12 protein-coding genes are annotated in these 23,866 nt (G+C 60.6%); 7 read left to right on the top strand and 5 right to left on the bottom strand.

The window, feature by feature from the left end:
- Positions 1-134 precede the first annotated feature (134 nt).
- Complete coding sequence (gene glnE, locus QOM08_RS02295; protein WP_316912508.1) at positions 135-3,074, bottom strand: bifunctional [glutamate--ammonia ligase]-adenylyl-L-tyrosine phosphorylase/[glutamate--ammonia-ligase] adenylyltransferase; 2,940 nt, start codon at positions 3,072-3,074, stop codon at positions 135-137.
- A gap of 383 nt (positions 3,075-3,457) precedes the next feature.
- Here glnE and aceE point away from each other — a divergent pair, with 383 nt between their 5' ends.
- The 5 genes from aceE (at position 3,458) to msrA (ending at position 13,080) form a co-directional block, all read left to right on the top strand.
- Positions 3,458-6,103: a pyruvate dehydrogenase (acetyl-transferring), homodimeric type gene (gene aceE / locus QOM08_RS02290; RefSeq protein ID WP_047225912.1), complete on the top strand. Its 2,646-nt coding sequence runs from the start codon at positions 3,458-3,460 to the stop codon at positions 6,101-6,103.
- Between the two features lie 11 nt (positions 6,104-6,114).
- Entirely contained in the window at positions 6,115-7,758 is a 1,644-nt protein-coding gene (gene aceF / locus QOM08_RS02285; RefSeq protein ID WP_188252195.1) for a dihydrolipoyllysine-residue acetyltransferase, read from the top strand.
- Between the two features lie 312 nt (positions 7,759-8,070).
- A complete protein-coding gene (locus tag QOM08_RS02280; RefSeq protein ID WP_316913211.1) occupies positions 8,071-9,465 on the top strand; it encodes an alkaline phosphatase D family protein in 1,395 nt (464 codons plus the stop codon).
- A 194-nt stretch (positions 9,466-9,659) separates the two neighbouring features.
- On the top strand, positions 9,660-12,353 hold the full coding sequence (locus tag QOM08_RS02275) for a putative bifunctional diguanylate cyclase/phosphodiesterase (protein ID WP_047225915.1): 2,694 nt from the start codon (positions 9,660-9,662) through the stop codon (positions 12,351-12,353).
- A gap of 79 nt (positions 12,354-12,432) precedes the next feature.
- Entirely contained in the window at positions 12,433-13,080 is a 648-nt protein-coding gene (gene msrA, locus QOM08_RS02270) for a peptide-methionine (S)-S-oxide reductase MsrA (RefSeq protein ID WP_047226186.1), read from the top strand.
- Between the two features lie 118 nt (positions 13,081-13,198).
- On the opposite strand, the gene QOM08_RS02265 is transcribed toward msrA, so the two are convergent.
- The 3 genes from QOM08_RS02265 to QOM08_RS02255 all read right to left on the bottom strand — a co-directional run bounded on the left by QOM08_RS02265 (position 13,199) and on the right by QOM08_RS02255 (position 16,921).
- The gene (locus QOM08_RS02265; RefSeq protein ID WP_047225916.1) at positions 13,199-14,038 is read right to left on the bottom strand and encodes a 23S rRNA (adenine(2030)-N(6))-methyltransferase RlmJ; all 840 of its coding nucleotides are present in this window, start codon (positions 14,036-14,038) and stop codon (positions 13,199-13,201) included.
- Between the two features lie 94 nt (positions 14,039-14,132).
- Positions 14,133-14,867 (bottom strand): DUF4123 domain-containing protein, encoded by a 735-nt coding sequence (locus QOM08_RS02260; protein WP_316912507.1) that lies wholly within the window; start codon positions 14,865-14,867, stop codon positions 14,133-14,135.
- On the bottom strand, positions 14,864-16,921 hold the full coding sequence (locus QOM08_RS02255; RefSeq protein ID WP_316912506.1) for a type VI secretion system tip protein VgrG: 2,058 nt from the start codon (positions 16,919-16,921) through the stop codon (positions 14,864-14,866). The genes QOM08_RS02260 and QOM08_RS02255 overlap by 4 nt, the downstream gene beginning before the upstream one ends.
- A 265-nt stretch (positions 16,922-17,186) precedes the next feature.
- Here QOM08_RS02255 and QOM08_RS02250 point away from each other — a divergent pair, with 265 nt between their 5' ends.
- The gene (locus QOM08_RS02250; protein WP_076382946.1) at positions 17,187-17,681 is read left to right on the top strand and encodes a DUF2165 family protein; all 495 of its coding nucleotides are present in this window, start codon (positions 17,187-17,189) and stop codon (positions 17,679-17,681) included.
- 91 nt (positions 17,682-17,772) lie between these two features.
- On the opposite strand, the gene putP is transcribed toward QOM08_RS02250, so the two are convergent.
- On the bottom strand, positions 17,773-19,257 hold the full coding sequence (gene putP, locus QOM08_RS02245; RefSeq protein ID WP_076382948.1) for a sodium/proline symporter PutP: 1,485 nt from the start codon (positions 19,255-19,257) through the stop codon (positions 17,773-17,775).
- Positions 19,258-19,723: 466 nt separating this feature from the next.
- Here putP and putA point away from each other — a divergent pair, with 466 nt between their 5' ends.
- On the top strand, positions 19,724-23,677 hold the full coding sequence (gene putA, locus QOM08_RS02240) for a trifunctional transcriptional regulator/proline dehydrogenase/L-glutamate gamma-semialdehyde dehydrogenase (RefSeq protein WP_076382950.1): 3,954 nt from the start codon (positions 19,724-19,726) through the stop codon (positions 23,675-23,677).
- The last annotated feature ends 189 nt before the right edge of the window (positions 23,678-23,866 follow it).

Raw genomic sequence — 23,866 nt, 5'->3', positions numbered from 1 at the left:
TCTACTTCAAGTATGGTGCAGCACCACAAATCCATTGTGAGAGCGAGCCTGCTCGCGATGAGGCCGGCACATCCAACATCAATGTCGCCTGACACTCCGCCTTCGCGAGCAAGCCCGCTCCCACATTTAAATCTTCAGCTCAGCCCCAGTTCTCGCCAGATTCGCAGCACCTGCCTGCGCTCATCCACAAACTGGTCGCCTGTAATCACCCCGGCGTCTTTCTGTAGAGCCTGGCGGTGGGCGGCTGAGCGGTAGGCTTTGTAGGCCTCGCGCAGCAGGGTAGCGTCTTCGACCGGCATCAGCCCGACGTCCTGCAACCCTTCCAGAATGCGGATGTTATCGGTGTAGCGCAGCAGCGACGGGTGCTCCTCGGACCACGCCAGGGCCGCGTATTGCACCATAAATTCAATGTCGACGATACCTCCGGCATCCTGCTTGAGGTCGAACGGCGCGGTGGCTTCGAAGGCATTCGCTGCGGTTCCGGCAGCGGTGACCTTGCTGCCGAGGTTATCGCGCATCTTGGCGCGCATCTCGCTGACTTCCTGGCGCAGCGTCGACAAATCACGCTTGCGCCCCAGCACCTGGGCACGAACCTTCTCGAACGCCTGACCCACGTCCTGACTGCCCACCAGCACCCGAGCCCGCACCAAAGCCTGATGCTCCCAAGTCCAGGCCTCGTTCTCCTGATAGCGTGCAAAAGCCCCGAGGGAGCTGACCAGCAACCCCGACGCCCCGGACGGCCGCAAGCGCATGTCCACTTCGTAGAGCTGTCCAGAGTTGGTCTGGGCCGTCAGCAAATGGATGATTCGCTGGCCGAGCCGGGTGAAAAACTGCGCGCCGTCGATGGGTTTCGGGCCATCGGTTTCCGCCTGCGGATCGCCATCGTGGATGAACACCAGATCCAGGTCGGAACCATGCCCCAATTCCAGACCGCCGACTTTCCCATAACCGACAATGATGAACCCCGGATCGCACAGGCTGCCGTCAGTGCGCAGCGGCACGCCATACTTGGCCACGGTCTGGCGCCAGGCCAGGGCCAGCACTTGTTCAAGAATTGCTTCGGCGAGCCAGGTCAGGTAATCGCTGACTTTCATCAACGGCAGGCTGCCGGCGATTTCCGAGGCGGCCACCCGCAAACGGTGCGCGAGCTTGAAATGCCGCAGGGCCTCCATCTGCTGCTCGAGATCATCCTCGGGGATGCGTGTCAGGCGTTCACGCAACTCCGCCGCCAGTTCCGGCGCCAGGGGGGGCTTGAAAAGTCGCCCCTCGTTGAGCAATTCATCGAGCAACAGGGGAAAGCGGGTGATCTGCTCGGCAATCCACGGGCTCGCCGCGCACAGTGTCAGCAGGCGTCGCAGGGCACCGGGATTTTCCGTCAGCAGCACCAGATAGGCCGATCGGCGCGCCACGGCTTCCACCAGCGGCAATACGCGCTCAAGCACCAGGTCCGGATTGGCATGCTCCACCGCCTGGGCCAACAGGCGTGGAATGAATGCATCCAGACGCTCACGCCCCAGACGCTGCATGGCGCGCAATTGCGCACTGCCGCGCAGGGCGGCCAGGGCTTTGAGCGCCTTGGGTGCATCGGCGAAGCCGCCCTCCTCCAGTTGACGACACGCCGCCCCTTCATCCTGGCTGTCTTCCCACAGCGGCAACCATTCGCCGCCCACCGTTACTTCGCTTTCACCGTCCTGCTCTTCATCCGGATCGGCGATGACCTGGCCGAAGTGCCAGGCTACGCGACCGCGCCAGTACATCAATTGCTCATGGAAGGCCGCCCAGTCGGCAAAACCCAGCATGAACGCAATGCGCGCCTGATCCTGCGGGGTGTCCGGCAGCATCTGGGTCTGGCGGTCGGCGATGGCCTGGATCGCGTGTTCGGTGTAACGCAAGAATTCATAACCCTGGCGCAGCTCATCGACCACCTTGGCCGGCAGATAACCCTGGCCTTCCAGGGTCGCCAGCACTTTCAACAACGGGCGCTGCTGCAAACTCAAGTCACGACCGCCATGGATCAACTGGAACGCCTGGGCAATGAACTCCACCTCGCGGATGCCGCCCGAACCCAGCTTGATGTTGTCGGCCATGCCCTTGCGCCGCACTTCCTGCTGGATCAACTGCTTCATGGTGCGCAGCGCTTCGATGGCGGAAAAATCCAGGTAACGGCGATAAACGAACGGACGCAGCATGTCGAGCAGTTGCGCGCCGGCCACCTGGTCACCCGCCACCACCCGCGCCTTGATCATCGCGTAGCGTTCCCAGTCACGGCCCTGATCCTGGTAATACTGCTCCAGCGCGTTGAAACTCAGCACCAGCGCTCCGGCCGAACCATAGGGGCGCAGACGCATGTCGACGCGGAATACGAAACCGTCGACGGTCATCGGGTCCAGGGCCTTGATCAGGCGCTGCCCCACACGAATGAAAAACTCCTGGTTATCCAGGGCCCGCTTGGCGCCAACGGTCTCGCCGCCCTCGGGGTAGGCGAAAATCAGATCGATGTCCGACGACAGGTTCAGCTCCACCGCGCCAAGCTTGCCCATGCCCAGGATAACCATGTGCTGCGGTTCACCACTGCGCCGCCCGGTAGGCGTACCGAATTGCTGACTGTGGCGCTGGTACAGCCATTGATAGGCCTGGTCGATGCAGGTATCGGCCATGTCGGAGAGATCGCGACAGGTCTGGACCAGGTCGGCCTGGCGGGTCAGGTCGCGCCAGATGATCCGCACCTGTTGGCGGCTGCGCTGGCGACGCAGGATGCGGCCCAGTTCGTCTTCGGTCTCGGCGGCCTGGACGGCTGCGCCAATCTGAGCGCACATTTCGCCGGGAGCCAGGTGGCGGTCCAGTTCGCCGCTGCGCACCAGTTCCAGCAACATCGAGGGGTCACGAACACTCTGCTCGATAAAAAAATCACTGGCGGCGGCGACACGGTTGAACTCGCTCCAGCGTTCGGGCGCCCAGGTGGACAGCCCGTGGTCGTCGTCCAGGGAAGCGACCGCCGTACGGAACGACTGCTCGGCACGACTGACCAATGACTGGAGAATTGCCGGAACTTCGGTAAGCGGGGGCAGGCTCATGGTCTATCCTTGATCGGCGCGGGGAAAGGCTGGATGTAGTGTTTTTTCAACTGCCACTACCTGATCGACTGTCGAACAAAGATGATAAATAGCTGAAAATCTGATTTTATTGGCAGCCGACATCAAGTTTTTACCTGTACGAGTTGGCTAACGACCAACAGTAACGATTATTCTCACAACGAAACGAGGGGCCACAAGCCGCTCATGTGTAGTTTTACTACTCGTCTATACATTCGAAAGGCTGAAACGGCCGACGATTTGTAGTAAAACTACACGCCGCCGAAACAACCTTCGGCAATCCAAGAATTTATACCGTCTGCCCACAAGGCCAGTCGCAAACTCAGGCAACCGATTCTGGTAGCCTTTCCGCCCTGGAGCAAGCCATGCAAGACCTCGATCCCGTCGAAACCCAGGAATGGCTGGACGCCCTGGAATCGGTTCTCGACAAAGAAGGCGAAGACCGTGCTCACTATCTGATGACCCGTATGGGCGAACTCGCAACCCGCAGCGGTTCGCAATTGCCTTACGCCATCACCACGCCATACCGCAACACAATCCCCGTTACCCACGAAGCACGCATGCCCGGCGACCTGTTCATGGAACGCCGCATTCGCTCGCTGGTACGCTGGAACGCGATGGCCATGGTGATGCGTACGAACCTGAAAGATTCTGACCTGGGCGGTCACATCTCCAGCTTCGCCTCCAGCGCAACCTTGTACGACATCGGCTTCAACTATTTCTTCCAGGCCCCGACCGACGAACACGGCGGCGACCTGATCTACTTCCAGGGCCACACCTCGCCAGGCGTTTACGCCCGTGCATTCATGGAAGGCCGCATCAGCGAAGAGCAGATGAACAACTTCCGCCAGGAAGTGGATGGTCAGGGCCTGTCGTCCTACCCGCACCCTTGGCTGATGCCTGATTTCTGGCAGTTCCCGACGGTATCCATGGGTCTGGGCCCGATCCAGGCCATCTACCAGGCGCGTTTCATGAAGTACCTGGAAGCCCGTGGCTTCATTCCCGAAGGCAAGCAGAAAGTCTGGTGCTTCCTGGGCGACGGCGAGTGCGACGAGCCGGAATCCCTGGGCGCGATCTCCCTGGCTGGCCGCGAGAAGCTGGACAACCTGATCTTCGTCATCAACTGCAACCTGCAGCGCCTCGACGGCCCGGTTCGCGGCAACGGCAAGATCATCCAGGAACTCGAAGGCGTGTTCCGTGGCGCCCAGTGGAATGTGACCAAAGTCATCTGGGGCCGTTTCTGGGACCCACTGCTGGCCAAGGACGTCGACGGCATCCTGCAGCGCCGCATGGACGAAGTCATCGACGGCGAATACCAGAACTATAAGGCCAAGGACGGCGCGTTCGTCCGTGAGCACTTCTTCAACACCCCTGAACTCAAGGCAATGGTTGCCGATCTGTCCGACGACGAGATCTGGAAGCTCAACCGTGGCGGCCACGACCCGTACAAGGTCTACGCGGCGTACCACGAAGCGGTCAACCACAAGGAACAACCGACCGTCATCCTGGCCAAGACCATCAAGGGTTATGGCACCGGTGCCGGCGAAGCGAAGAACACTGCGCACAACACCAAGAAAGTCGACGTCGACAGCCTGAAGTTGTTCCGCGACCGCTTCGACATCCCGGTCAAGGACGAGGAACTGGAAAACCTGCCGTTCTTCAAGCCGGAGCCCAACAGCGCCGAAGCCCGCTACCTGAGCGAACGTCGCACGGCACTGGGTGGTTTCGTGCCCCAGCGCCGCGCCCAGAGCTTCAGCGTGCCGACCCCATCGCTCGATACCCTCAAGGCCATCCTTGACGGCTCGGGCGACCGTGAGATTTCCACCACCATGGCCTTCGTGCGGATCCTCGCGCAATTGGTCAAGGACAAGGAAATCGGCCCGCGCATCGTTCCAATCATCCCGGACGAAGCCCGTACCTTCGGTATGGAAGGCATGTTCCGTCAGTTGGGCATCTACTCCTCCGTCGGCCAGCTCTACGAGCCAGTCGATAAAGACCAGGTGATGTTCTACAAGGAAGACAAGAAGGGCCAGATCCTCGAAGAAGGCATCAACGAAGCAGGCGCCATGAGCTCCTTCATCGCTGCCGGTACTTCGTACTCCAGCCATAACCAGCCGATGCTGCCGTTCTACATCTTCTATTCGATGTTCGGTTTCCAGCGTATCGGCGACCTGGCCTGGGCCGCTGGCGACAGCCGGACCCGTGGCTTCCTGATCGGCGGTACCGCCGGCCGGACCACGCTCAACGGCGAAGGCCTGCAACACGAAGACGGTCACAGCCACATCCTGGCTGCCACCATCCCGAACTGCCGCACCTTTGATCCAACCTACGGCTACGAGCTGGCGGTGATCATCCAGGACGGCATGAAGAAGATGACCGAAGAGCAACAGGACGTCTTCTACTACATCACCGTGATGAACGAATCCTACCAGCAGCCAGCCATGCCGGCCGGCGTCGAGGAAGGCATCATCAAGGGCATGTACCTGCTCGAAGAAGACACCCGCGAAGCGGCGCACCACGTCCAGCTGATGGGCTCCGGCACCATCCTGCGCGAAGTGCGTGAAGCTGCGAAGATCCTGCGTGAAGAGTTCAACGTCGGCGCTGACGTGTGGAGCGTTACCAGCTTCAACGAACTGCGTCGCGATGGCCTGGCCGTGGAGCGCAGCAACCGTCTGCACCCGGGCCAGAAGCCGAAACTGAGCTACGTCGAAGAATGCCTGAACGGCCGCAAAGGTCCGGTCATCGCCTCTACCGACTACATGAAACTGTTCGCCGAGCAGATCCGTCAGTGGGTTCCTTCCAAGGAATTCAAGGTGCTGGGCACCGACGGTTTCGGCCGTAGCGACAGCCGCAAGAAGCTGCGTCACTTCTTCGAAGTCGACCGTAAGTTCGTTGTGTTGGCAGCCCTGGAAGCCCTGGCTGACCGTGGCGATATCGAACCCAAGGTGGTGGCCGAGGCCATCGTCAAGTTCGGCATCGATCCGGAAAAACGCAACCCACTGGACTGCTGAGGAGAATTTCCGTGAGCGAACTCATTCGCGTACCTGACATCGGCAGCGGTGAAGGTGAAGTAATTGAACTGTTTGTGAAGGTCGGCGACCGTATCGAAGCCGAGCAGAGCATCCTGACGCTTGAATCGGACAAGGCCAGCATGGAAGTGCCTGCGCCGAAGGCCGGTATCGTCAAAAGCCTGAAAGTGAAGCTGGGCGATCGCCTGAAAGAAGGCGACGAACTGCTGGAGCTGGAAGTCGAGGGCGCCGCTGCCGCGCCTGAGGCGGCTCCTGCTGCCCCGGCGGCGGCTGAAAAGCCTGCCGCCGCACCGGTTGCCGAGGCGGCTCCCGCCCCTGCCGCCGCGCCTGCCGCTGCCACGGTCCAGGACATTCATGTGCCGGACATTGGCTCCTCGGGCAAGGCCAAGATCATCGAAGTGCTGGTCAAGGTCGGCGACACCGTCGAAGCCGACCAGTCGCTGATCACCCTGGAATCCGACAAAGCCAGCATGGAAATCCCGTCGCCGGCCGCCGGCGTGGTGGAAAGCGTCGAGATCAAGCTGGAAGACGAAGTGGGCACCGGCGACCTGATCCTGAAGCTGAAAGTGGCCGGTGCTGCGGCACCTGCTGCCCCAGCCCAGGCTGCTGCGCCTGCCGCCAAGGCCGAAGCCGCTCCAGCTCCGGCTGCCGCGCCTGCCGCCAAGGCCGAGACAGCTCCTGCTCCTGCTCCTGCTCCTGCCGCCACACCTGCACCCAGCGGTGCCAAGGTGCATGCCGGCCCTGCGGTGCGTCAGCTGGCCCGTGAATTTGGTGTCGAGCTGTCCGCCGTCAGCCCAAGCGGCCCACACGGCCGCGTGCTGAAAGAAGACGTGCAGACTTACGTCAAGGCCATGATGCAGAAGGCCAAGAACGCTCCGGCCGAAGGCGCCACGGGTGGTGCGGGCATCCCGCCGATCCCGGCAGTGGATTTCAGCCGCTTCGGCGAAACCGAAGAAGTGGCAATGACTCGCCTGATGCAAATCGGCGCGTCGAGTCTGCATCGCAGCTGGCTGAACATTCCGCACGTGACTCAGTTCGACCAGGCCGACATCACCGAACTGGAAGCTTTCCGCGTCGCGCAGAAAGCCGTGGCCGAGAAGGCTGGCGTCAAGCTGACCGTGCTGCCCCTGCTGCTCAAGGCCTGTGCGCACCTGCTCAAGGAATTGCCGGACTTCAACAGCTCGCTGGCCCCAAGCGGCAAGGCTGTCATTCGCAAGAAATACGTGCACATCGGGTTTGCCGTCGACACCCCGGAAGGCCTGCTGGTACCGGTCATCCGCAACGTCGACCAGAAGAGCCTGCTGCAACTGGCTGGCGAAGCCGCTGCCCTGGCCGAAAAAGCCCGGAGCAAAAAGCTCACCGCCGACGACATGCAGGGTGCCTGCTTCACCATTTCCAGCCTCGGCCACATTGGCGGTACCGGCTTCACGCCGATCGTCAACGCGCCGGAAGTGGCGATCCTGGGAGTCTCCAAAGCCACCATCCAGCCCGTCTGGGACGGTAAAGCCTTCCAGCCGAAACTGATGCTGCCACTGTCGCTGTCCTACGATCACCGTGTGATCAACGGCGCCGCCGCTGCACGCTTCACCAAGCGTCTGAGCGACCTGCTGGGCGACATCCGTACCATCTTGCTGTAACAACCGGGCGGCCCTCCCCACGGAGGGCCCTTCGGACCGCTGTTTTCCGAGCGCCACGCTCGTACCTCAACCCCGCCCGTTTGGCGGGGCTTTTTTTTGCCTGAAATAAAGTCGAACTTGCAGAGCAGCCCGTTCCAGGGCCCAACTTTCCTACTGCACTTCACCTAGATGACTACGTCATCTATTGGACGTTTCTCACAACACACGCCCCCTCTCCTATCAATATTTATCCCATGCATCGCTTTAGGATGAGTTCAGGGAAGCCATTAACTACTTACCTAAAAAAACTTTAACTTCGAATGGACTCGAATGATGTTCAAACCCACTGTTGGCCCTATTGTCGGCCACACGACACCTCATCACACGCGGATATTCCTGCGAGGGGATAACGATAAGAACAGCCTGGTATTCGCCGCCATCCGTTACCGGCGCCAGGGAGATTCAATCTGGTCGAAAGGACACTTTGTTCAGTTGCATGCTTACCGCGACATGTCCGATGTCATCGTATTGAAGAACCTTCAGGCCGATACCGTCTATGAATACCAAGCCGGCTGGTTCAGCCGCCTGAGCCCTACTCATACAATCGAAACCGTCCAGGAACTGCCGCTGCAATGGCCTCGGGATATTTATCAGATGCGCACGCCGTCCAGCAAAACCAGTGCGCCGCGCAGCTATATCGTGGGTTCCTGCCGCTACCTGCGGGTGACGGCCGGCGTCCCGTCCAGACCTGAACTGGGCGACCGGACTTTCGCTGGCATCAACCGTATCGTGGCCCAGGCCGACCCGCCGATCAGTGCTGTAGTGATGACCGGCGACCAGGTTTATCTAGACGATTTGAATATTGTCGCCCCGGACCGGAACCCAAAGGATATTCTTTTCAAATACCGCACCGCCTTTTCCCAGCCGCATATTAGAAAGTTGATGGCGGGAACACCGAGCTACATGATTCTCGACGATCATGAAATCAAAGATAATTGGCCTGCCAGCAAGAAAAAAGGCGACGAAAACTTTTATGCCAATGCCATGGATGCCTATGCGCTTTATCAAGCCAGCCATAGTCCGGCACATGAACTGTTAAGTGACGGAACATTAAGCAAACCATTGAGACAATGTTGGTATCAGTTCGCTCACGGCGATATCGAATGGTTCGTCACCGACAGTCGGACCCAGCGCAATCTGTCGGCGGATGATCGACGTATCCTGGATCAAGCGCAGGAACGATCGCTGATCAAATGGCTGGTCAACAGTCCGGCGCGGGTCAAGTTCATCGTGACCGGCGTGATGTTCTACCCGGACCGCAAGCTCAATACCTCGGACGCCTGGCAGGCCTTCCCGGAACAGCGTCTGCGCCTGCTGGAAACCGTTCGCCGCCATCGGATCAAGAACGTTATTTTCGTGTCCGGCGACGTCCATGGCTCTCTCACCAGTCGCCTGAGTCACAGCCAGGACCCTGACTTCGAGGTACATACCATCGTTTCCTCGCCGTTTTGCAACAGCAAACTGCTTCCTTATGCCAGCGCCGCGAGTTTTATTTTTGGTGATGCCATGGCTCGGACGCCCAGCGGGGACTATCGCTATGGGTTGAGCGGCAAGGTCATCAGCCAGGACAACTTCGCCCACCTGAAAGTCACGGCGCAGAGCGTTCAGGTCACGTTTCACGACCGTGATGGCAGCCTATTACAGACAGTAGATATCCCGCTGCGCTGACGGGTGGTATAACCACCCATGCCGTCTGATCGGCGGGCGACTGGAGAAATCCCTTCGTCGGCCGATAAAAGGTTTATAGCACTTGGCCTTCATCTCTCTTGTCAGCCAGTGCCGCAATGATGCAACCTTGCGGCAGTCCGTAATAACGAGGGCGTCAGCCCGGCGCGATCAGCATTTTCGAAGCGAGTTTCCCCATGAAAAGCCAACCCGATGCCGCCAGCCGTATGGCGGCCGAGGTAGTGACGCAGTTACCGGTGCCCTCGCGGCTCGGCATGCTGCGTTTCGAACGGCTGAATGAAGCAAGCTGGGCGCTGCTGTTCCTCGACCCCAACTGCGAGCGTTACTTCGGTCTGCCGGCCGTCGAGCTTTGCTCGCTGGTCAGTTCGCCCTACGCCAGCCTGATGGAGCCCGAAGCGCGCTATCAACTCCACGATGCGATCCAGCAGCAGTTGGCCCAGGCCCCGCATTACCTGATCCGCTACACGCTCCACACCGCCAAGGGCGCCATGAATATGCTGGAGATGGGCGAGCCCTATAAACAGCACAATCGCCATCTACTACGCGGCTACCTGCTGGCCGTGGACGATTTGCTGGCAAGCGAGCCGTCGATGCCGGCCCTGGACCTGGAAACTCAAAACTCGCGCCTGCAAATTGCCCTGGAACTGAACCAGCGCGCCCAGCAGGAGCAGCTGCAACACCTGGACCGGGTGCGCGCCCAGCAGGACCTGATCCTGCTACTGACCCGCCAGCGCTACAGCGCCAACAATTCCCTGCAGGAAGCCGCCGAGCTCATCACCCGCAGCGCCTGCGACATCTACCAGATTGATTGCGCCAGCATCTGGAACCTGGAAGATGGCCAGTTGGTGCCGATTTCGGCTTATAACCGCGCCTCCCAAGACTACTTTCTGCCGGACGTGATCAACGCCAACGAGTTTCCTGACTACATGGAGGCGCTGCAGACCTGCCGCGCCATCGACGCGCACAATGCGATGCGCGACCCGCGTACCCGGGAAATGGCCGCAAGCCTGCGCACCCGCGAAGTCAACGCCATGCTCGACGCCAGCGTTCGTATCGACGGCCAGGTGGTGGGCGTACTGTGCCTCGAGCAAATTGGCGTCACCCGCGCCTGGCAGTCCGACGAGATCGCCTTTGCCGGTGAACTGGCTGACCAGTTCGCCCAGGTCATCAACAACCACAACCGCCGGACCGCCACCAACGCCCTGCACTTGTTCCAGCGCGCCGTGGAGCAGAGCGCCAACGCGTTCCTGCTGGTCAATTGCGACGGCGTGGTGGAATACGTCAACCCCAGCTTCACCGCCATCACCCAATATTCCACCGAGGAAGTCCACGGCCAGCGCCTGTCGGAACTACCGGCCCTGGAAAACCTCAGCGAGCTGCTGTTCGATGCACCGTCGGCCCTGGCCCAGAGCAATAGCTGGCAAGGTGAATTCAAGAGCCGGCGCAAGAATCTGGAACCCTACTGGGGCCAATTGTCGATTTCCAAGGTCTATGGCGATAACCGTGAACTGACCCACTACATCGGCATTTACGAAGACATCACCCAGACCAAACTGGCCCAGCAGCGCATCGAGCGCCTGGCCTACACCGACAACCTGACCAACCTGGGCAACCGCCCGGCGTTCATCCGCAACCTCGATGAGCGCTTTGCCCGGGACAGCGATTCGCCCATCAGCCTGTTGCTGGTGGACATCGACAACTTCAAGCGCATCAATGACAGCCTCGGCCATCAGACCGGCGACAAGCTGCTGATCAGCCTGGCCCGCCGCTTGCGCAACAGCTTGAGCCCCAGCGGCAGCCTGGCACGGTTCGCCAGCAATGAATTCGCCGTACTGCTGGACGACACCGACCTGGAGGCCGGGCAGCAGATCGCCAGCCAGTTGCTGATGACGCTCGACAAGCCGATGTTCGTCGATAACCAACTGATCAGCGTGACCGGCTCCGTGGGCCTGGCCTGCGCGCCACTGCACGGCCGCGACCCTCAGACCCTGATGCGCAACGCCGGACTCGCCCTGCACAAGGCCAAAGCCAACGGCAAGCATCAGGTCCAGGTATTCACCGAGGCGCTGAACGCCGAGGCCAGCTACAAGCTGTTCGTGGAAAACAACCTGCGCCGCGCCTTGACCCAGAACGAGCTGGACGTGTTCTACCAGCCAAAACTGTGCCTGCGCAGCGGTCGCTTGCTGGGCATGGAGGCGCTGCTGCGCTGGAACCATCCCGAGAAGGGCATGATTCGCCCGGATCAGTTCATCAGCGTGGCCGAAGAAACGGGCCTGATCATCCCCATTGGCAAATGGATCGCCCGTCAGGCATGCCGCATGAGCAAGCAATTGACCGCCGCCGGCCTGGGCAACCTGCAAGTGGCGATCAACCTCTCGCCCAAGCAGTTCTCCGACCCGGACCTGGTCGCCTCGATCGCCAGCATCCTCAAGGAAGAACAACTGCCGGCCCGCCTGCTGGAACTGGAACTGACCGAAGGCCTACTGCTGGAGGCCACCGAAGACACCCACCTGCAGCTCGACCAACTCAAGCGCCTGGGCCTGACCCTGGCCATGGACGACTTCGGCACCGGTTACTCATCCCTGAGTTACCTGAAAAAATTCCCGATCGACATCATCAAGATCGATCGCAGCTTCATCCACGAGATCCCGGACAACCAGGACGACATGGAAATCACTTCCGCGGTGATCGCCATGGCCCACAACCTGAAACTCAAGGTGGTGGCCGAAGGTATCGAAACCGCACAGCAACTGGCGTTCCTGCGGCGCCACCGCTGCGACGTCGGCCAGGGCTACCTGTTCGACCGACCGATCCCCGGCGCGGAGCTGATCGAGAAGCTCAAGCGTTATCCGCGCGGCCCAATTGCCTGACAAGCGGTGTAACACTCGGGCACACTGACGGTCTCATTGCTTACATTCGCTCAACTCAATCTGACTGAGAGGACTGATGATGGTCTTGCGCTCGGAAATCCTGGTGAACAAAAACGTGCTCCCTACTCAAGAACAAGCTCTGCCTGGCCGCGAAACCCCAATGACCGTGCCGGAAAAACACTTCGTCCACGATGCGCCGCTGCTGGGTCCGTTTGCCATGGACGTGGATTTCGCGATCTTCGGTCTGGGCTGTTTCTGGGGCGCGGAACGCAAGTTCTGGCAGCGCGAAGGCGTGGTCAGTACAGCGGTGGGTTACGCCGGTGGCTTTACGCCGAACCCGACGTACGAAGAAGTCTGCTCGGGCCTTACCGGCCACAGCGAAGTGGTCCTGGTGGTCTACGAGCCAGAAAAAGTCAGCTACGAGCAGCTTCTGAAGATGTTCTGGGAGCTGCACAATCCGACCCAGGGCATGCGCCAGGGCAATGACATCGGCACCCAGTACCGCTCGGTGATCTATGCCACCAACCCAACCCAACTGGCTGCCGCCAAGCACAGCGCGCAAGTATTTCAGGCTGAATTGACCAAGGCCGGTAAAGGCGTCATTACCACCGAGATCGAAGAAGCCCCGACGTTCTTCTTCGCCGAGGCTTATCACCAGCAATATCTGGCGAAGAACCCTGAAGGTTATTGCGGAATTGGCGGTACGGGCGTGACTTGCCCGATCTGACTTTTTGCCGCTAAAAAGCTTCGCGAGCAAGCCCGCTCCCACATGGTTCTGAGTCTGACCAATGTGGGAGCGGGCTTGCTCGCGAAGGCGCCCTATCAGACGGTATCAATGCATCTGATCAGCTTTCAGCGATCAGCCAATCCATCTGCCAGCCGCCCTGGGTCTGCCCAAGCTTCTTCGACAACCAAGGCAGCAGCTCGCGCAATTCCTCCTCCAGCCCCCATGGCGGATTGGCAATCGCCAAGCCGGAGCCGTTCAGGCTATTGGGCGTGGCCAGCGGATGCACCAGCAATTCCACTCGCAACAATTTCGGCGCACCGGTGCCGGCCAGGTCCTGATAGAAACGGCGCAACAGCCGCTGGTCCTTCACCGGGTACCAGATTGCTGCCACTGTCTGGCGCATCCGGCCGATGGCCTCCTTGAGTGACGCCGCACAGCGTTGCATCTCGTCCAGCTGTTCAAAGGGCGGATCGATCAGCATCAGGCCGCGTTTTTCCGCCACCGGCAGCAGCGCCCGGGGCACATGCCAGCCTTCGCCCAAGTGCACCGCCACGCGACGATCGCCTTTCATGTTGTCCTTGAGCAGCACACCGTCTTCTGGATGTTTTTCGTTCAGAAGTACCCGATCCTGCGGACGGGTCAGGCGCCGCGCCAGTTCCGGTGACCCCGGGTAGTAACGCAACTGCCCGTCCGGGTTCATTTCGTGCAGCACTTTCATGTAGTCGGCGGTCAGCGCGGGCAGATCCTCCTGGCCCCACAACCGCGCGATGCCTTCAAGGTATTCGCCGGTACGATTGGCCTGGTCGCCCTGCAAGTCGTACAGCCCGATGCCCGCATGGGTATCGAGATAGGCGAAGGGCTGCTCCTTGCGCGACATCAAAGCGATGAGACGGGTCAAGGTCAGGTGTTTGAACACATCGGCGTGATTGCCGGCGTGGAAGGCGTGGCGATAATTCATGGCGGCTCCTGCGAAGGCCGAGGAGTTTACCTTGAAGCGCGCCCAACGTCAGGGGGTCGCAGCCGAGCGGACGGGCCGTGACCACACCCGGTGGTCATCTGCCCAATTCCTGCATCAAGTATTCTTGCAGGGGGGCTTTTGGCCCATGGACCATCCCTGGCTCCCCAAGAAAATGCCTGATCTTGCAGCGCAGGATGCTCTCGTCGGCCTGTTCGAACAGATACGGATGCTCTTCGCTCAACCACTTGAGCAAGTTATTGAGCAGGCAGTCCGTCGTATCCCCGGCCAGTTCCTGCAACAACAGCGCAGGCACTTCCCACCAGGGGAACGCCCGGGCCGGGCGCAGGGCATTTCCTGGGATCTCGAAAGACCGACCGTTGATCAGGCAACGGCTGATGGCGGGCAACAGCTGGCTGACCTCCACCGCATCCGATCGCAGGATCGGCTGGATAAAACGCCCATCCCAAAAGCGGAAAAAAACCGACTTGCCACCGGGCAGCAGAACCTGGGTGAGCCCACGCAGATGTTCGGCAAGGCTTTGCTGGCTGCAAGCGGTCACCGCCAGCCAGCCCCAATCAAGCGAGTCGGTCGTCGCGACCCAGTCAAGAAACTCGCTGTCCGGGTCGACAGCTCCGACATAGGGCATGACCGTTTCCCAGTCGGCGTAAGGCGTATCGGCCCAGATCGGGCTGGGCGCCACCGTCATCGAACGCCTCCAGGCCATCGGCGGCCCGGCGGTGCTGGCGCTGCTGAAAATGGCGTAGAGCTGCTCGGATGCCTGCAAGGGCTGTTGCTCAAGCCAGGCGCGGGGAGATTGACCGGTACTCATGGACGCTCCTGGACACCAGCCCGCCTGGGCATCACCGGCAATGGTTCGCAGACGCCTTCTTTGCAACGCTCACACTCCTCACAGAATGGCGCCTGGCCCTGCAGGCTGAAAACTTGCGCGAGGGAAAGTTGCGCGGCTGCGGCCGCGACAAGTGTTTCGGGACAGCCGGGTAAACCTGGCGCGGCACTCCTGGCCGTCATCGGTGCCCCACCCACCTGGATCGGCACGCTGCTGAAGATTCCCCCAGCCCCGATGTTGATCCAATGCCCACCGGCCTGAATGGTCGCGCTGACGCCGCCATCCAGCACCACTTGCTGCCCGGCGCTGACGTGAAATTGCTGGGTGGCATTGAGGGCCTGACTGGTTACCCGAATATGCCGCTCGCCGGCCACCACCAGATGATCATCCTGCCTGACCTCAACCTGGCGCTGACCATGGGTGATGCGCAACTCATCGGCCTTGAGCTCATGCCGCGCGGTGCCGGTGACGACGATGCTGCGTTCGTGATCAACCTGAACCCGCTGATCATGCAGCACATGCTGGGTCCAGTTGCGTTGAGCCCGCAGGTAAATCTCCTCGGCGCCCTGGCGATCCTCGATGCGCAATTCGTTATAACCGCCCCCGCCAGGGCTGCTCTGGCTGCGCAATATGCTGCGGGTTTTATCGGCCGGCAGGTCCAGGGGCACCGGGGTCGCGCCGTTCGGCAGGCAGCCCACGACCAATGGCTTGTCCACATCACCGTCGATGAAACCCACCAGCACCTCCATGCCGACCCGGGGAATCATCACGCTGCCATAGCGATCATGGGCCCAACCCGTGGCCACCCGTAGCCAGCAACTGGAGTGCTCGTCGCGCTGACCGTGGCGATCCCAGATCAGTTGCACCTTGACCCGTCCGTATTCGTCGCAATGGATCTCGCTGTCCAACGGCCCCGTCACCACCGCCGACTGATAACCGTGGGCGGCTGGCTTTTCGTGGGACAGGGGCGGACGAAAGAAAACATCCCACGGGATGGCGAGGAACGTATTGCTGTAGCCCTGGAACTCATCCGGACTGTCACCGACCGTTTCCTCCAGCACTTGTGGCTGGCGCCCATGGTGGGTGACTTGCGTGAGCAGCCAGAGATCGTTCCATTGCGCTCGAGGATGCCCGTTGATTTGGAGGAAGTGCCCACTGACGAGTGCGCATTGGTCGCTGCGCCCCTCGGCCAGACGGTGGTCGGCGCCATGGCGCTCCAGTGCGCGCCGGGTAAGGTGCCGGCCATGGTCGCGATCGGAAAACCGGCCGGGGTAGTGATACGCCTCCAGAGCCGGTTGCTGCTGACTGTCCAGACTGGTTTGCAACAGCAGACCGGGCTTTTGAAAATCGTAGTCACGCAGCGTCACCGCCGTGGTCCGGGTCTGCAGTCGCACAGCCAGGCGCTTGATCGCCGGCTCGCTGGCGGCCATGCCACTGCCGGGCAGATACAACGTCGCCTCGGGCAGGCGGGGAAACACCGTCTGGTCGTCACCGAACACCAACAGATGGCCGTCGCGGCTGTGCCGGAAGTGATAATGGATCCCGGCCTCGGCGCAGATCCGCCCGATGAAGGCCAGGTCGCTTTCACCAAACTGCACACAGTATTCGCGTTCGGGGTATTGCCCACCGAGGTTGAACTGGAACGCGTCACCCTGAATCCCGTGATCCGTCAGGATCAGGGTAATGATTGCCGGCACGCTCAGGTGCTGGAAAATCCGCTGGTTGATTCGGTGGCCCAGGTAAGCCAGGCGTGGTACCAGACTGACCTGGTAACGGGTCAAGCGCTTGCCCGAGTCGCCTTGGGCCGCGCTATAAACCTGGCCGTGTATGCCCCGCCCCTGATCATCAAAAGCCAGAAAGGCCTGACGATGCAGGAGGTCTTCCAGCGCCAGATCCGGCCGCTCACTGACCAGTTCCAGATCAAAGCAATAGGGTTGACTGATGGCTTCCTTGCCCCTGAACTCAAGCACCTTGAGTTCATTCGGCCCGCTGTCGAGTGCCAGGGTGAAACGCGGTTGGTTGGCAGGCGCGAACATCCGATGTGCCTCTGCTGAATAAAAGCGGGCGATTCTGCATGAGCACCAGGGAGAGTTGATCGGACCTCAGGAAAAACAGAATTGCCTTACATTCAAGGAGATTAAAGCCGCATTACCCGCTGCGTTTTCCGACAGACATTCCGCGCATGGTGGCGACCGAAGTCGCCGCAGGAAACAATCAGCAAATTCCTACAACCTGACGGCCTCAGGACCGCACTGGGCCGTGCTAACGTCCTTTCGTCGCAAAAAGCAAAGGACGCAACCCATGACGACTCGCTACGCAAAAATCGCAATGACCCTGGCTCTCGCCGCTTTCGCCTTGCTGACCGTGTTCAACAACATCACGGACTACCATTCCAACTTCAATTTCGTCCATCACGTGTTGAGTATGGACACCACCTTTCCCGACAATGCCGCGCGCTATCGCGCCATCGACCAGCCTTGGGCATGGCACGGCGCCTACTGGCTGATCATCCTCGGCGAAGCGCTCACCGCAGGCTTGCTGGGCTATGGCGCGCTCGAACTATGGCAGGCACGTAAAACCCCGAGCGTGGTTTTCGCTCAGGCCAAACGCTGCGCCATCATCGGTTTGACGGTGGGTTTCTTCGTCTGGTTCTTTGGCTTCATGGTCGTCGGCGGGGAATGGTTTCTGATGTGGCAATCAGAAATCTGGAATGGCCAGGACGCAGCCTTCAGGTTCTACATGGCGCTACTGGGCGTGCTGATATTTCTCAATCAGCCCGACACAGAGCTGGACTGATGCCCATAAAAAACGGCCCGTCTCCATGGGAGGACGGGCCGTTTCTCTATTCAGAAGCTTCGCGCGAGCCGTCAAGGCCTCGCTGGAGGCCTTACTGGTTCAGGCGGAAATCTTTCTCAGCCGCTTCGAAGCGCTGCAGCATACCGGCGGTAGGCGAGCCCATCTTGCTGACGAAGTAGATAGCCAGGCTGGCGAAGATGAAGCCTGGAATGATTTCGTACAGGCCCAGCAGCTCGAAGTGTTTCCAGACGATCACGGTGATCGCCCCCACCAGGATGCCTGCCAGCGCGCCGTTACGGGTCATGTTTTTCCAGATCACCGAGATCAGGACAACAGGACCGAAGGCAGCACCGAAACCGGCCCAAGCGTAGCTCACCAGACCCAGGACACGGTTCTCCGGGTTGGCAGCCAGGAAGATGGCAACCAATGCCACCAGCAACACCATGGCGCGACCGACCCAGACCAGCTCCAACTGGGAAGCATGCTTGCGCAGGAAAGCCTTGTAGAAGTCTTCGGTCAGGGCACTGGAGCACACCAGCAACTGGCAGCTCAGGGTGCTCATGACAGCTGCCAGGATCGCCGACAGCAGCACACCGGCCACCCATGGGTTGAACAGCAGCTTGGCCAGCTCGATGAACACACGCTCAGGGTTCTCGGTCACGGGGCCGGCCACTTCCGGGTGCGCCGAGAAGTAAGCGATACCGAAGAAGCCGACAGCCACGGTGCCGCCCAGGCAGAGAATCATCCAGGCCATCGAGATACGACGAGCCTTGGCGATGGACTTGACCGAGTCAGCAGCCATGAAACGCGCCAGGATGTGCGGCTGGCCGAAGTAGCCCAGGCCCCAACCCATCAGCGAGATCACGCCGATGAACGTGGTGTTTTTCAGCATGTCGAAAGCCGTAGGATCTTTCGCTTCGATGGCCAGGAACGTGGTGTCCACGCCGCCGGTCGCCAGCAGCACGATAATCGGCGTAAGGATCAGCGCGAAGATCATCAGGGTCGCTTGTACGGTGTCGGTCCAGCTCACGGCCAGGAAGCCACCAATGAAGGTGTAGGCAATGGTTGCCGCCGCACCGGCCCACAGCGCTGTCTCGTAGGACATGCCGAAGGTGCTTTCAAACAGACGGGCACCGGCCACGATGCCGGAAGCGCAGTAGATGGTGAAGAACACCAGGATCACCACCGCAGAGATGATCCGCAGCAGGCCGCTGGTATCTTCAAAACGGCTGGAGAAATAATCCGGCAGTGTCAGCGCATCACCGTTGTGCTCGGTCTGTACCCGCAGGCGACCGGCCACGAACAGCCAGTTCAGGTAGGCACCGATGATCAGGCCGATGGCGATCCAGCCTTCCGACAGGCCGGACATGTAGATAGCACCGGGCAAGCCCATCAACAGCCAGCCGCTCATGTCGGAGGCACCGGCGGACAATGCAGTCACGACGCTGCCCAGGCTGCGACCGCCCAGGATGTAATCGGAAAGGTTATTGGTGGAGCGATAAGCCATCAGGCCGATCAGGACCATTACAGCGATATAGATCACGAAAGTGATCAGGGTGGGATTACTAACACTCATGAGTTACGCCCTGGCTTTGTTTTTATGTAGCGGTGGCAGTAGGAAGCGTCGACAAGACAACCATAGACCTTGCTTGACGTTTCCAGGACCCGCGAATTTATGACTGATGTTTCCCCAGGAAAGCCATCAGCCGATGCCCCTCGGCTTCGAGCCGGTTGCACCTTGGCGACGAATGCTATTCAACAAATGAAATAAGGTGCAACCAGTTTCGCTCGATTCAGTTGCACCCAGTCGGTTTTTTCGCCAAATGACCGTTTTTTGCTCCCTTTTAGTGCGGTATCAACCTTTGGCTAGAAGCCAATGCACTAAGCAGAAGCACCGCTCAAGCCGCGAATTTTGCTTTCCTGATGAGCTGCTTATTTTTTCGACGAAAAAAGGTTGCACCCGGTTGCACCTCGGCCAGCTCGCAGCTAATCTTGCCGCCAGCTGATGCCACGCAATACGTGGTAAACATGAGGATAAAAATATGGCTACCACCACCCTTGGGGTCAAACTCGATGACCCAACCCGCGAACGCCTCAAGGCGGCCGCAACCTCGATTGATCGCACGCCCCACTGGCTGATCAAGCAGGCAATTTTCAATTACCTGGAAAAACTCGAGGGTGGTGCAACCCTGACCGAACTGAACGGTTCGACCCGCGCCGACAACGATGAAGCCGGCGACGTCCAGGTCGACCACGCGCACCAGTGCTTCCTGGAGTTTGCCGAAAGCATTTTGCCGCAATCGGTCCTGCGCGCCTCTATCACCGCCGCTTACCGTCGTCCGGAGCCGGAAGTGGTGCCGATGCTGATCGAGCAGGCGCGCCTGCCGGCCGACATGGCCGAAGCCACCAACAAACTGGCCTCCTCGATTGCTGAAAAACTGCGCAACCAGAAGAGTGCCGGCGGCCGTGCCGGTATTGTTCAGGGCCTGCTGCAGGAGTTTTCCCTGTCGTCCCAGGAAGGCGTGGCGCTGATGTGTCTGGCCGAGGCGCTGCTGCGTATCCCGGACAAAGGTACTCGCGATGCGTTGATCCGCGACAAGATCAGCACCGGTAACTGGCACCCACACTTGGGCAACAGCCCATCGCTGTTCGTCAACGCCGCCACTTGGGGCCTGCTGCTGACCGGCAAACTGGTCGCCACCCATAATGAAGCGGGCCTGACTTCCTCTCTGAGCCGCATCATTGGCAAGAGTGGCGAGCCGATGATCCGCAAGGGCGTCGACATGGCCATGCGCCTGATGGGCGAGCAGTTCGTCACCGGTGAAACCATCGCCGAAGCCCTGGCCAACGCCAACAAATTCGAGACCAAGGGTTTCCGCTATTCCTACGACATGCTGGGTGAAGCCGCACTCACCGAACATGACGCCCAGAAGTACCTGGCCTCGTACGAACAAGCCATCCACTCGATCGGCAAGGCGTCCCACGGCCGCGGGATTTATGAAGGTCCGGGCATTTCCATCAAGCTCTCGGCCCTGCACCCCCGCTACAGCCGCGCCCAGTACGAGCGCGTCATGGAAGAGCTGTACCCGCGCCTGCTATCGCTGACCCTGCTGGCCAAGCAATACGACATCGGCCTGAACATCGACGCCGAAGAAGCCGACCGCCTCGAACTGTCCCTGGACCTGCTGGAACGCCTGTGCTTCGAACCACAGCTGACCGGCTGGAACGGCATTGGCTTCGTGATCCAGGCGTACCAGAAGCGTTGCCCGTACGTGATCGACTACGTCATCGATCTGGCCCGCCGCAGCCGTCACCGCCTGATGATCCGCCTGGTGAAAGGCGCCTACTGGGACAGCGAGATCAAACGCGCCCAGGTCGAAGGCCTGGAAGGCTATCCGGTCTACACCCGCAAGGTGTACACCGACGTTTCCTACATCGCCTGCGCCCGCAAACTGCTGTCGGTGCCGGAAGCCATCTACCCGCAATTCGCCACGCACAACGCCCATACCCTGTCGGCCATCTACCACATCGCCGGTCAGAACTATTACCCGGGCCAGTATGAGTTCCAGTGCCTGCACGGCATGGGTGAACCGCTGTACGAGCAGGTTGTAGGCAAAGTCTCCGAAGGCAAGTTGAACCGTCCGTGCCGCGTGTACGCTCCGGTCGGCACCCACGAGACACTGCTGGCTTATCTGGTTCGTCGCCTGTTGGAAAACGGTGCCAACACCTCGTTCGTCAACCGCATCGCCGACCAGTCCATTTCCATTCAGGAGCTGGTGGCCGATCCGGTTGCCAGCATCGAGCAGATGGCAACCCTGGAAGGCGGCTTCGGCCTGCCGCACCCGCGCATCCCGCTACCGCGTGACCTGTATGGCAGCGAACGCGCCAACTCCAGCGGCATCGACCTGGCCAACGAACATCGCCTGGCCTCGCTGTCCTGCGCCCTGCTGGCCACCGCCCATAACAACTGGAAAGCCGCGCCGATGCTCGGTTGCGCAGCCAGCGAGGAAACACCGGCACCGGTGCTGAACCCGTCCGATCACCGTGACGTGGTCGGCCATGTGCAGGAAGCCACGGTCGCTGACGTCGACAACGCCATCCAGTGCGCCCTCAACGCGGCGCCGATCTGGCAGGCCACGCCACCGGCCGAGCGCGCTGCGATCCTGGAGCGCGCCGCCGACCTGATGGAAGGCGAGATCCAGCCGTTGATGGGCCTGCTGGCCCGCGAAGCCGGCAAGACCTTCGCCAACGCCATCGCCGAAGTGCGTGAAGCCGTGGACTTCCTGCGTTACTACGCAGTGCAGGCCCGCAACGACTTCACCAACGATGCCCACCGCCCACTGGGCCCGGTGGTCTGCATCAGCCCGTGGAACTTCCCGCTGGCGATTTTCAGCGGACAAGTGGCCGCCGCCCTGGCCGCCGGTAACCCGGTACTGGCCAAGCCTGCCGAGCAGACGCCGTTGGTGGCTGCCCAGGCCGTGCGTCTGATGCTCGAAGCCGGTATTCCGGAAGGCGTGCTGCAACTGCTGCCGGGCCGTGGCGAAACCGTCGGTGCCCGCCTGGTGGGTGATGATCGGGTCAAAGGCGTGATGTTCACCGGTTCCACCGAAGTCGCTCGTCTGTTGCAGCGCAACATCGCCGGGCGCCTGGACAACCAGGGGCGTCCGATCCCGCTGATCGCCGAAACCGGTGGCCAGAACGCGATGATCGTCGACTCCTCGGCCCTGACCGAACAAGTGGTCATCGACGTGGTGTCTTCGGCATTCGACAGTGCCGGCCAGCGTTGCTCCGCTTTGCGGGTCCTGTGCTTGCAGGAAGACTCGGCCGACCGCGTCATCGAAATGCTCAAGGGTGCCATGGCTGAATCGCGTCTCGGCAACCCGGAGCGTCTGTCGGTAGACATCGGCCCGGTGATCGATGCTGAAGCCAAGGCCGGTATCGAGAAACACATCCAGGCCATGCGCGACAAAGGTCGCACCGTGTACCAGATGGCAATCGCCGACAGCGCCGAGTGCAAACGCGGCACGTTTGTGATGCCGACCCTGATCGAGCTGGAAAGCTTCGACGAGCTGCAGCGTGAGATCTTTGGTCCGGTGCTGCACGTAGTGCGCTACAAGCGCAAGGAACTGGATCAACTGATCAACCAGATCAATGCCTCCGGTTATGGCCTGACCCTGGGCGTACATACTCGCATCGACGAGACCATCGCCAAGGTGATCGATAACGTCCATGCCGGTAACGTCTATGTGAACCGCAACATCGTGGGTGCCGTGGTCGGCGTGCAACCGTTCGGTGGCGAAGGCCTGTCGGGCACCGGTCCCAAGGCCGGTGGTCCGCTGTACCTGTACCGCCTGCTGTCGACACGGCCTACCGATGCGATTCAGCAGTCGTTCGTCCGTGACGACGCCCTAAACGCGCCAGACCTGCGCTTGCGTGACGCCATGAGCAAGCCGCTGACCGCCCTGCAAGCCTGGGCAGACAGCCAGAAACTCGCCGAATTGAGCGCCCTGTGCGTACAGTTCGCGGCTCAGTCGCAAAGCGGTATCACCCGCCAACTGACCGGCCCGACCGGCGAACGCAACAGCTACGCCATTCTGCCCCGCGAGCACGTGCTGTGCCTAGCGGACGTAGAGGGCGATCTGCTGACGCAACTGGCCGCGGTGCTGGCGGTAGGCGGCTCGGCTGTTTGGCCGGAAACCGACACCAGCAAAGCTCTGTTCGCACGCTTGCCGAAAGAAATTCAAGCGCGCATCCAGCGGGTTTCCGACTGGGCCAAGGACGAAGTGGCTTACGACGCCGTCCTGCATCATGGCGACTCGGATCAACTGCGCAGCGTTTGCCAGCAAGTGGCCAAGCGTGCCGGCGCCATTGTCGGAGTCCAGGGCTTGTCCCAGGGCGAAACCAACATCGCACTGGAGCGCCTGGTGATCGAACGTGCGTTGAGCGTCAACACCGCTGCGGCGGGTGGCAACGCCAGCCTGATGACCATCGGCTAAACCGCTGTAGACCAGGCATCTGCAATGGGTGCCTGGTCATCGAAATCCCTGTGGGAGCGAGCCTGCTCGCGATAGCGGTGGATCAGTCGACAACATTCCTGACTGACCCACCGCTATCGCGAGCAGGCTCGCTCCCACATTTTGATTAGCGTCGCCCTCTCTCCTCCATCACCCAAATCAATCATCCTG

This window comes from Pseudomonas sp. P105 (assembly GCF_032614175.1).
GTDB classification, from domain to species: Bacteria; Pseudomonadota; Gammaproteobacteria; order Pseudomonadales; family Pseudomonadaceae; genus Aquipseudomonas; species Aquipseudomonas rhizophila.
The sequence above is the reverse complement of the archived record's forward strand: the minus strand, read 5'-3'. Positions and strand labels throughout refer to the sequence as shown.

Bases quoted from the DNA above. Each gene is read 5' to 3' on its own strand.
- glnE (WP_316912508.1), bottom strand. From the start codon at position 3,074: ATGAGCCTGCCCCCGCTTACCGAAGTTCCGGCAATTCTCCAGTCATTG.
- aceE (WP_047225912.1), top strand. From the start codon at position 3,458: ATGCAAGACCTCGATCCCGTCGAAACCCAGGAATGGCTGGACGCCCTG.
- QOM08_RS02280 (WP_316913211.1), top strand. From the start codon at position 8,071: ATGTTCAAACCCACTGTTGGCCCTATTGTCGGCCACACGACACCTCAT.
- QOM08_RS02275 (WP_047225915.1), top strand. From the start codon at position 9,660: ATGAAAAGCCAACCCGATGCCGCCAGCCGTATGGCGGCCGAGGTAGTG.
- msrA (WP_047226186.1), top strand. From the start codon at position 12,433: ATGGTCTTGCGCTCGGAAATCCTGGTGAACAAAAACGTGCTCCCTACT.
- QOM08_RS02265 (WP_047225916.1), bottom strand. From the start codon at position 14,038: ATGAATTATCGCCACGCCTTCCACGCCGGCAATCACGCCGATGTGTTC.
- QOM08_RS02260 (WP_316912507.1), bottom strand. From the start codon at position 14,867: ATGAGTACCGGTCAATCTCCCCGCGCCTGGCTTGAGCAACAGCCCTTG.
- QOM08_RS02255 (WP_316912506.1), bottom strand. From the start codon at position 16,921: ATGTTCGCGCCTGCCAACCAACCGCGTTTCACCCTGGCACTCGACAGC.
- QOM08_RS02250 (WP_076382946.1), top strand. From the start codon at position 17,187: ATGACGACTCGCTACGCAAAAATCGCAATGACCCTGGCTCTCGCCGCT.
- putP (WP_076382948.1), bottom strand. From the start codon at position 19,257: ATGAGTGTTAGTAATCCCACCCTGATCACTTTCGTGATCTATATCGCT.
- putA (WP_076382950.1), top strand. From the start codon at position 19,724: ATGGCTACCACCACCCTTGGGGTCAAACTCGATGACCCAACCCGCGAA.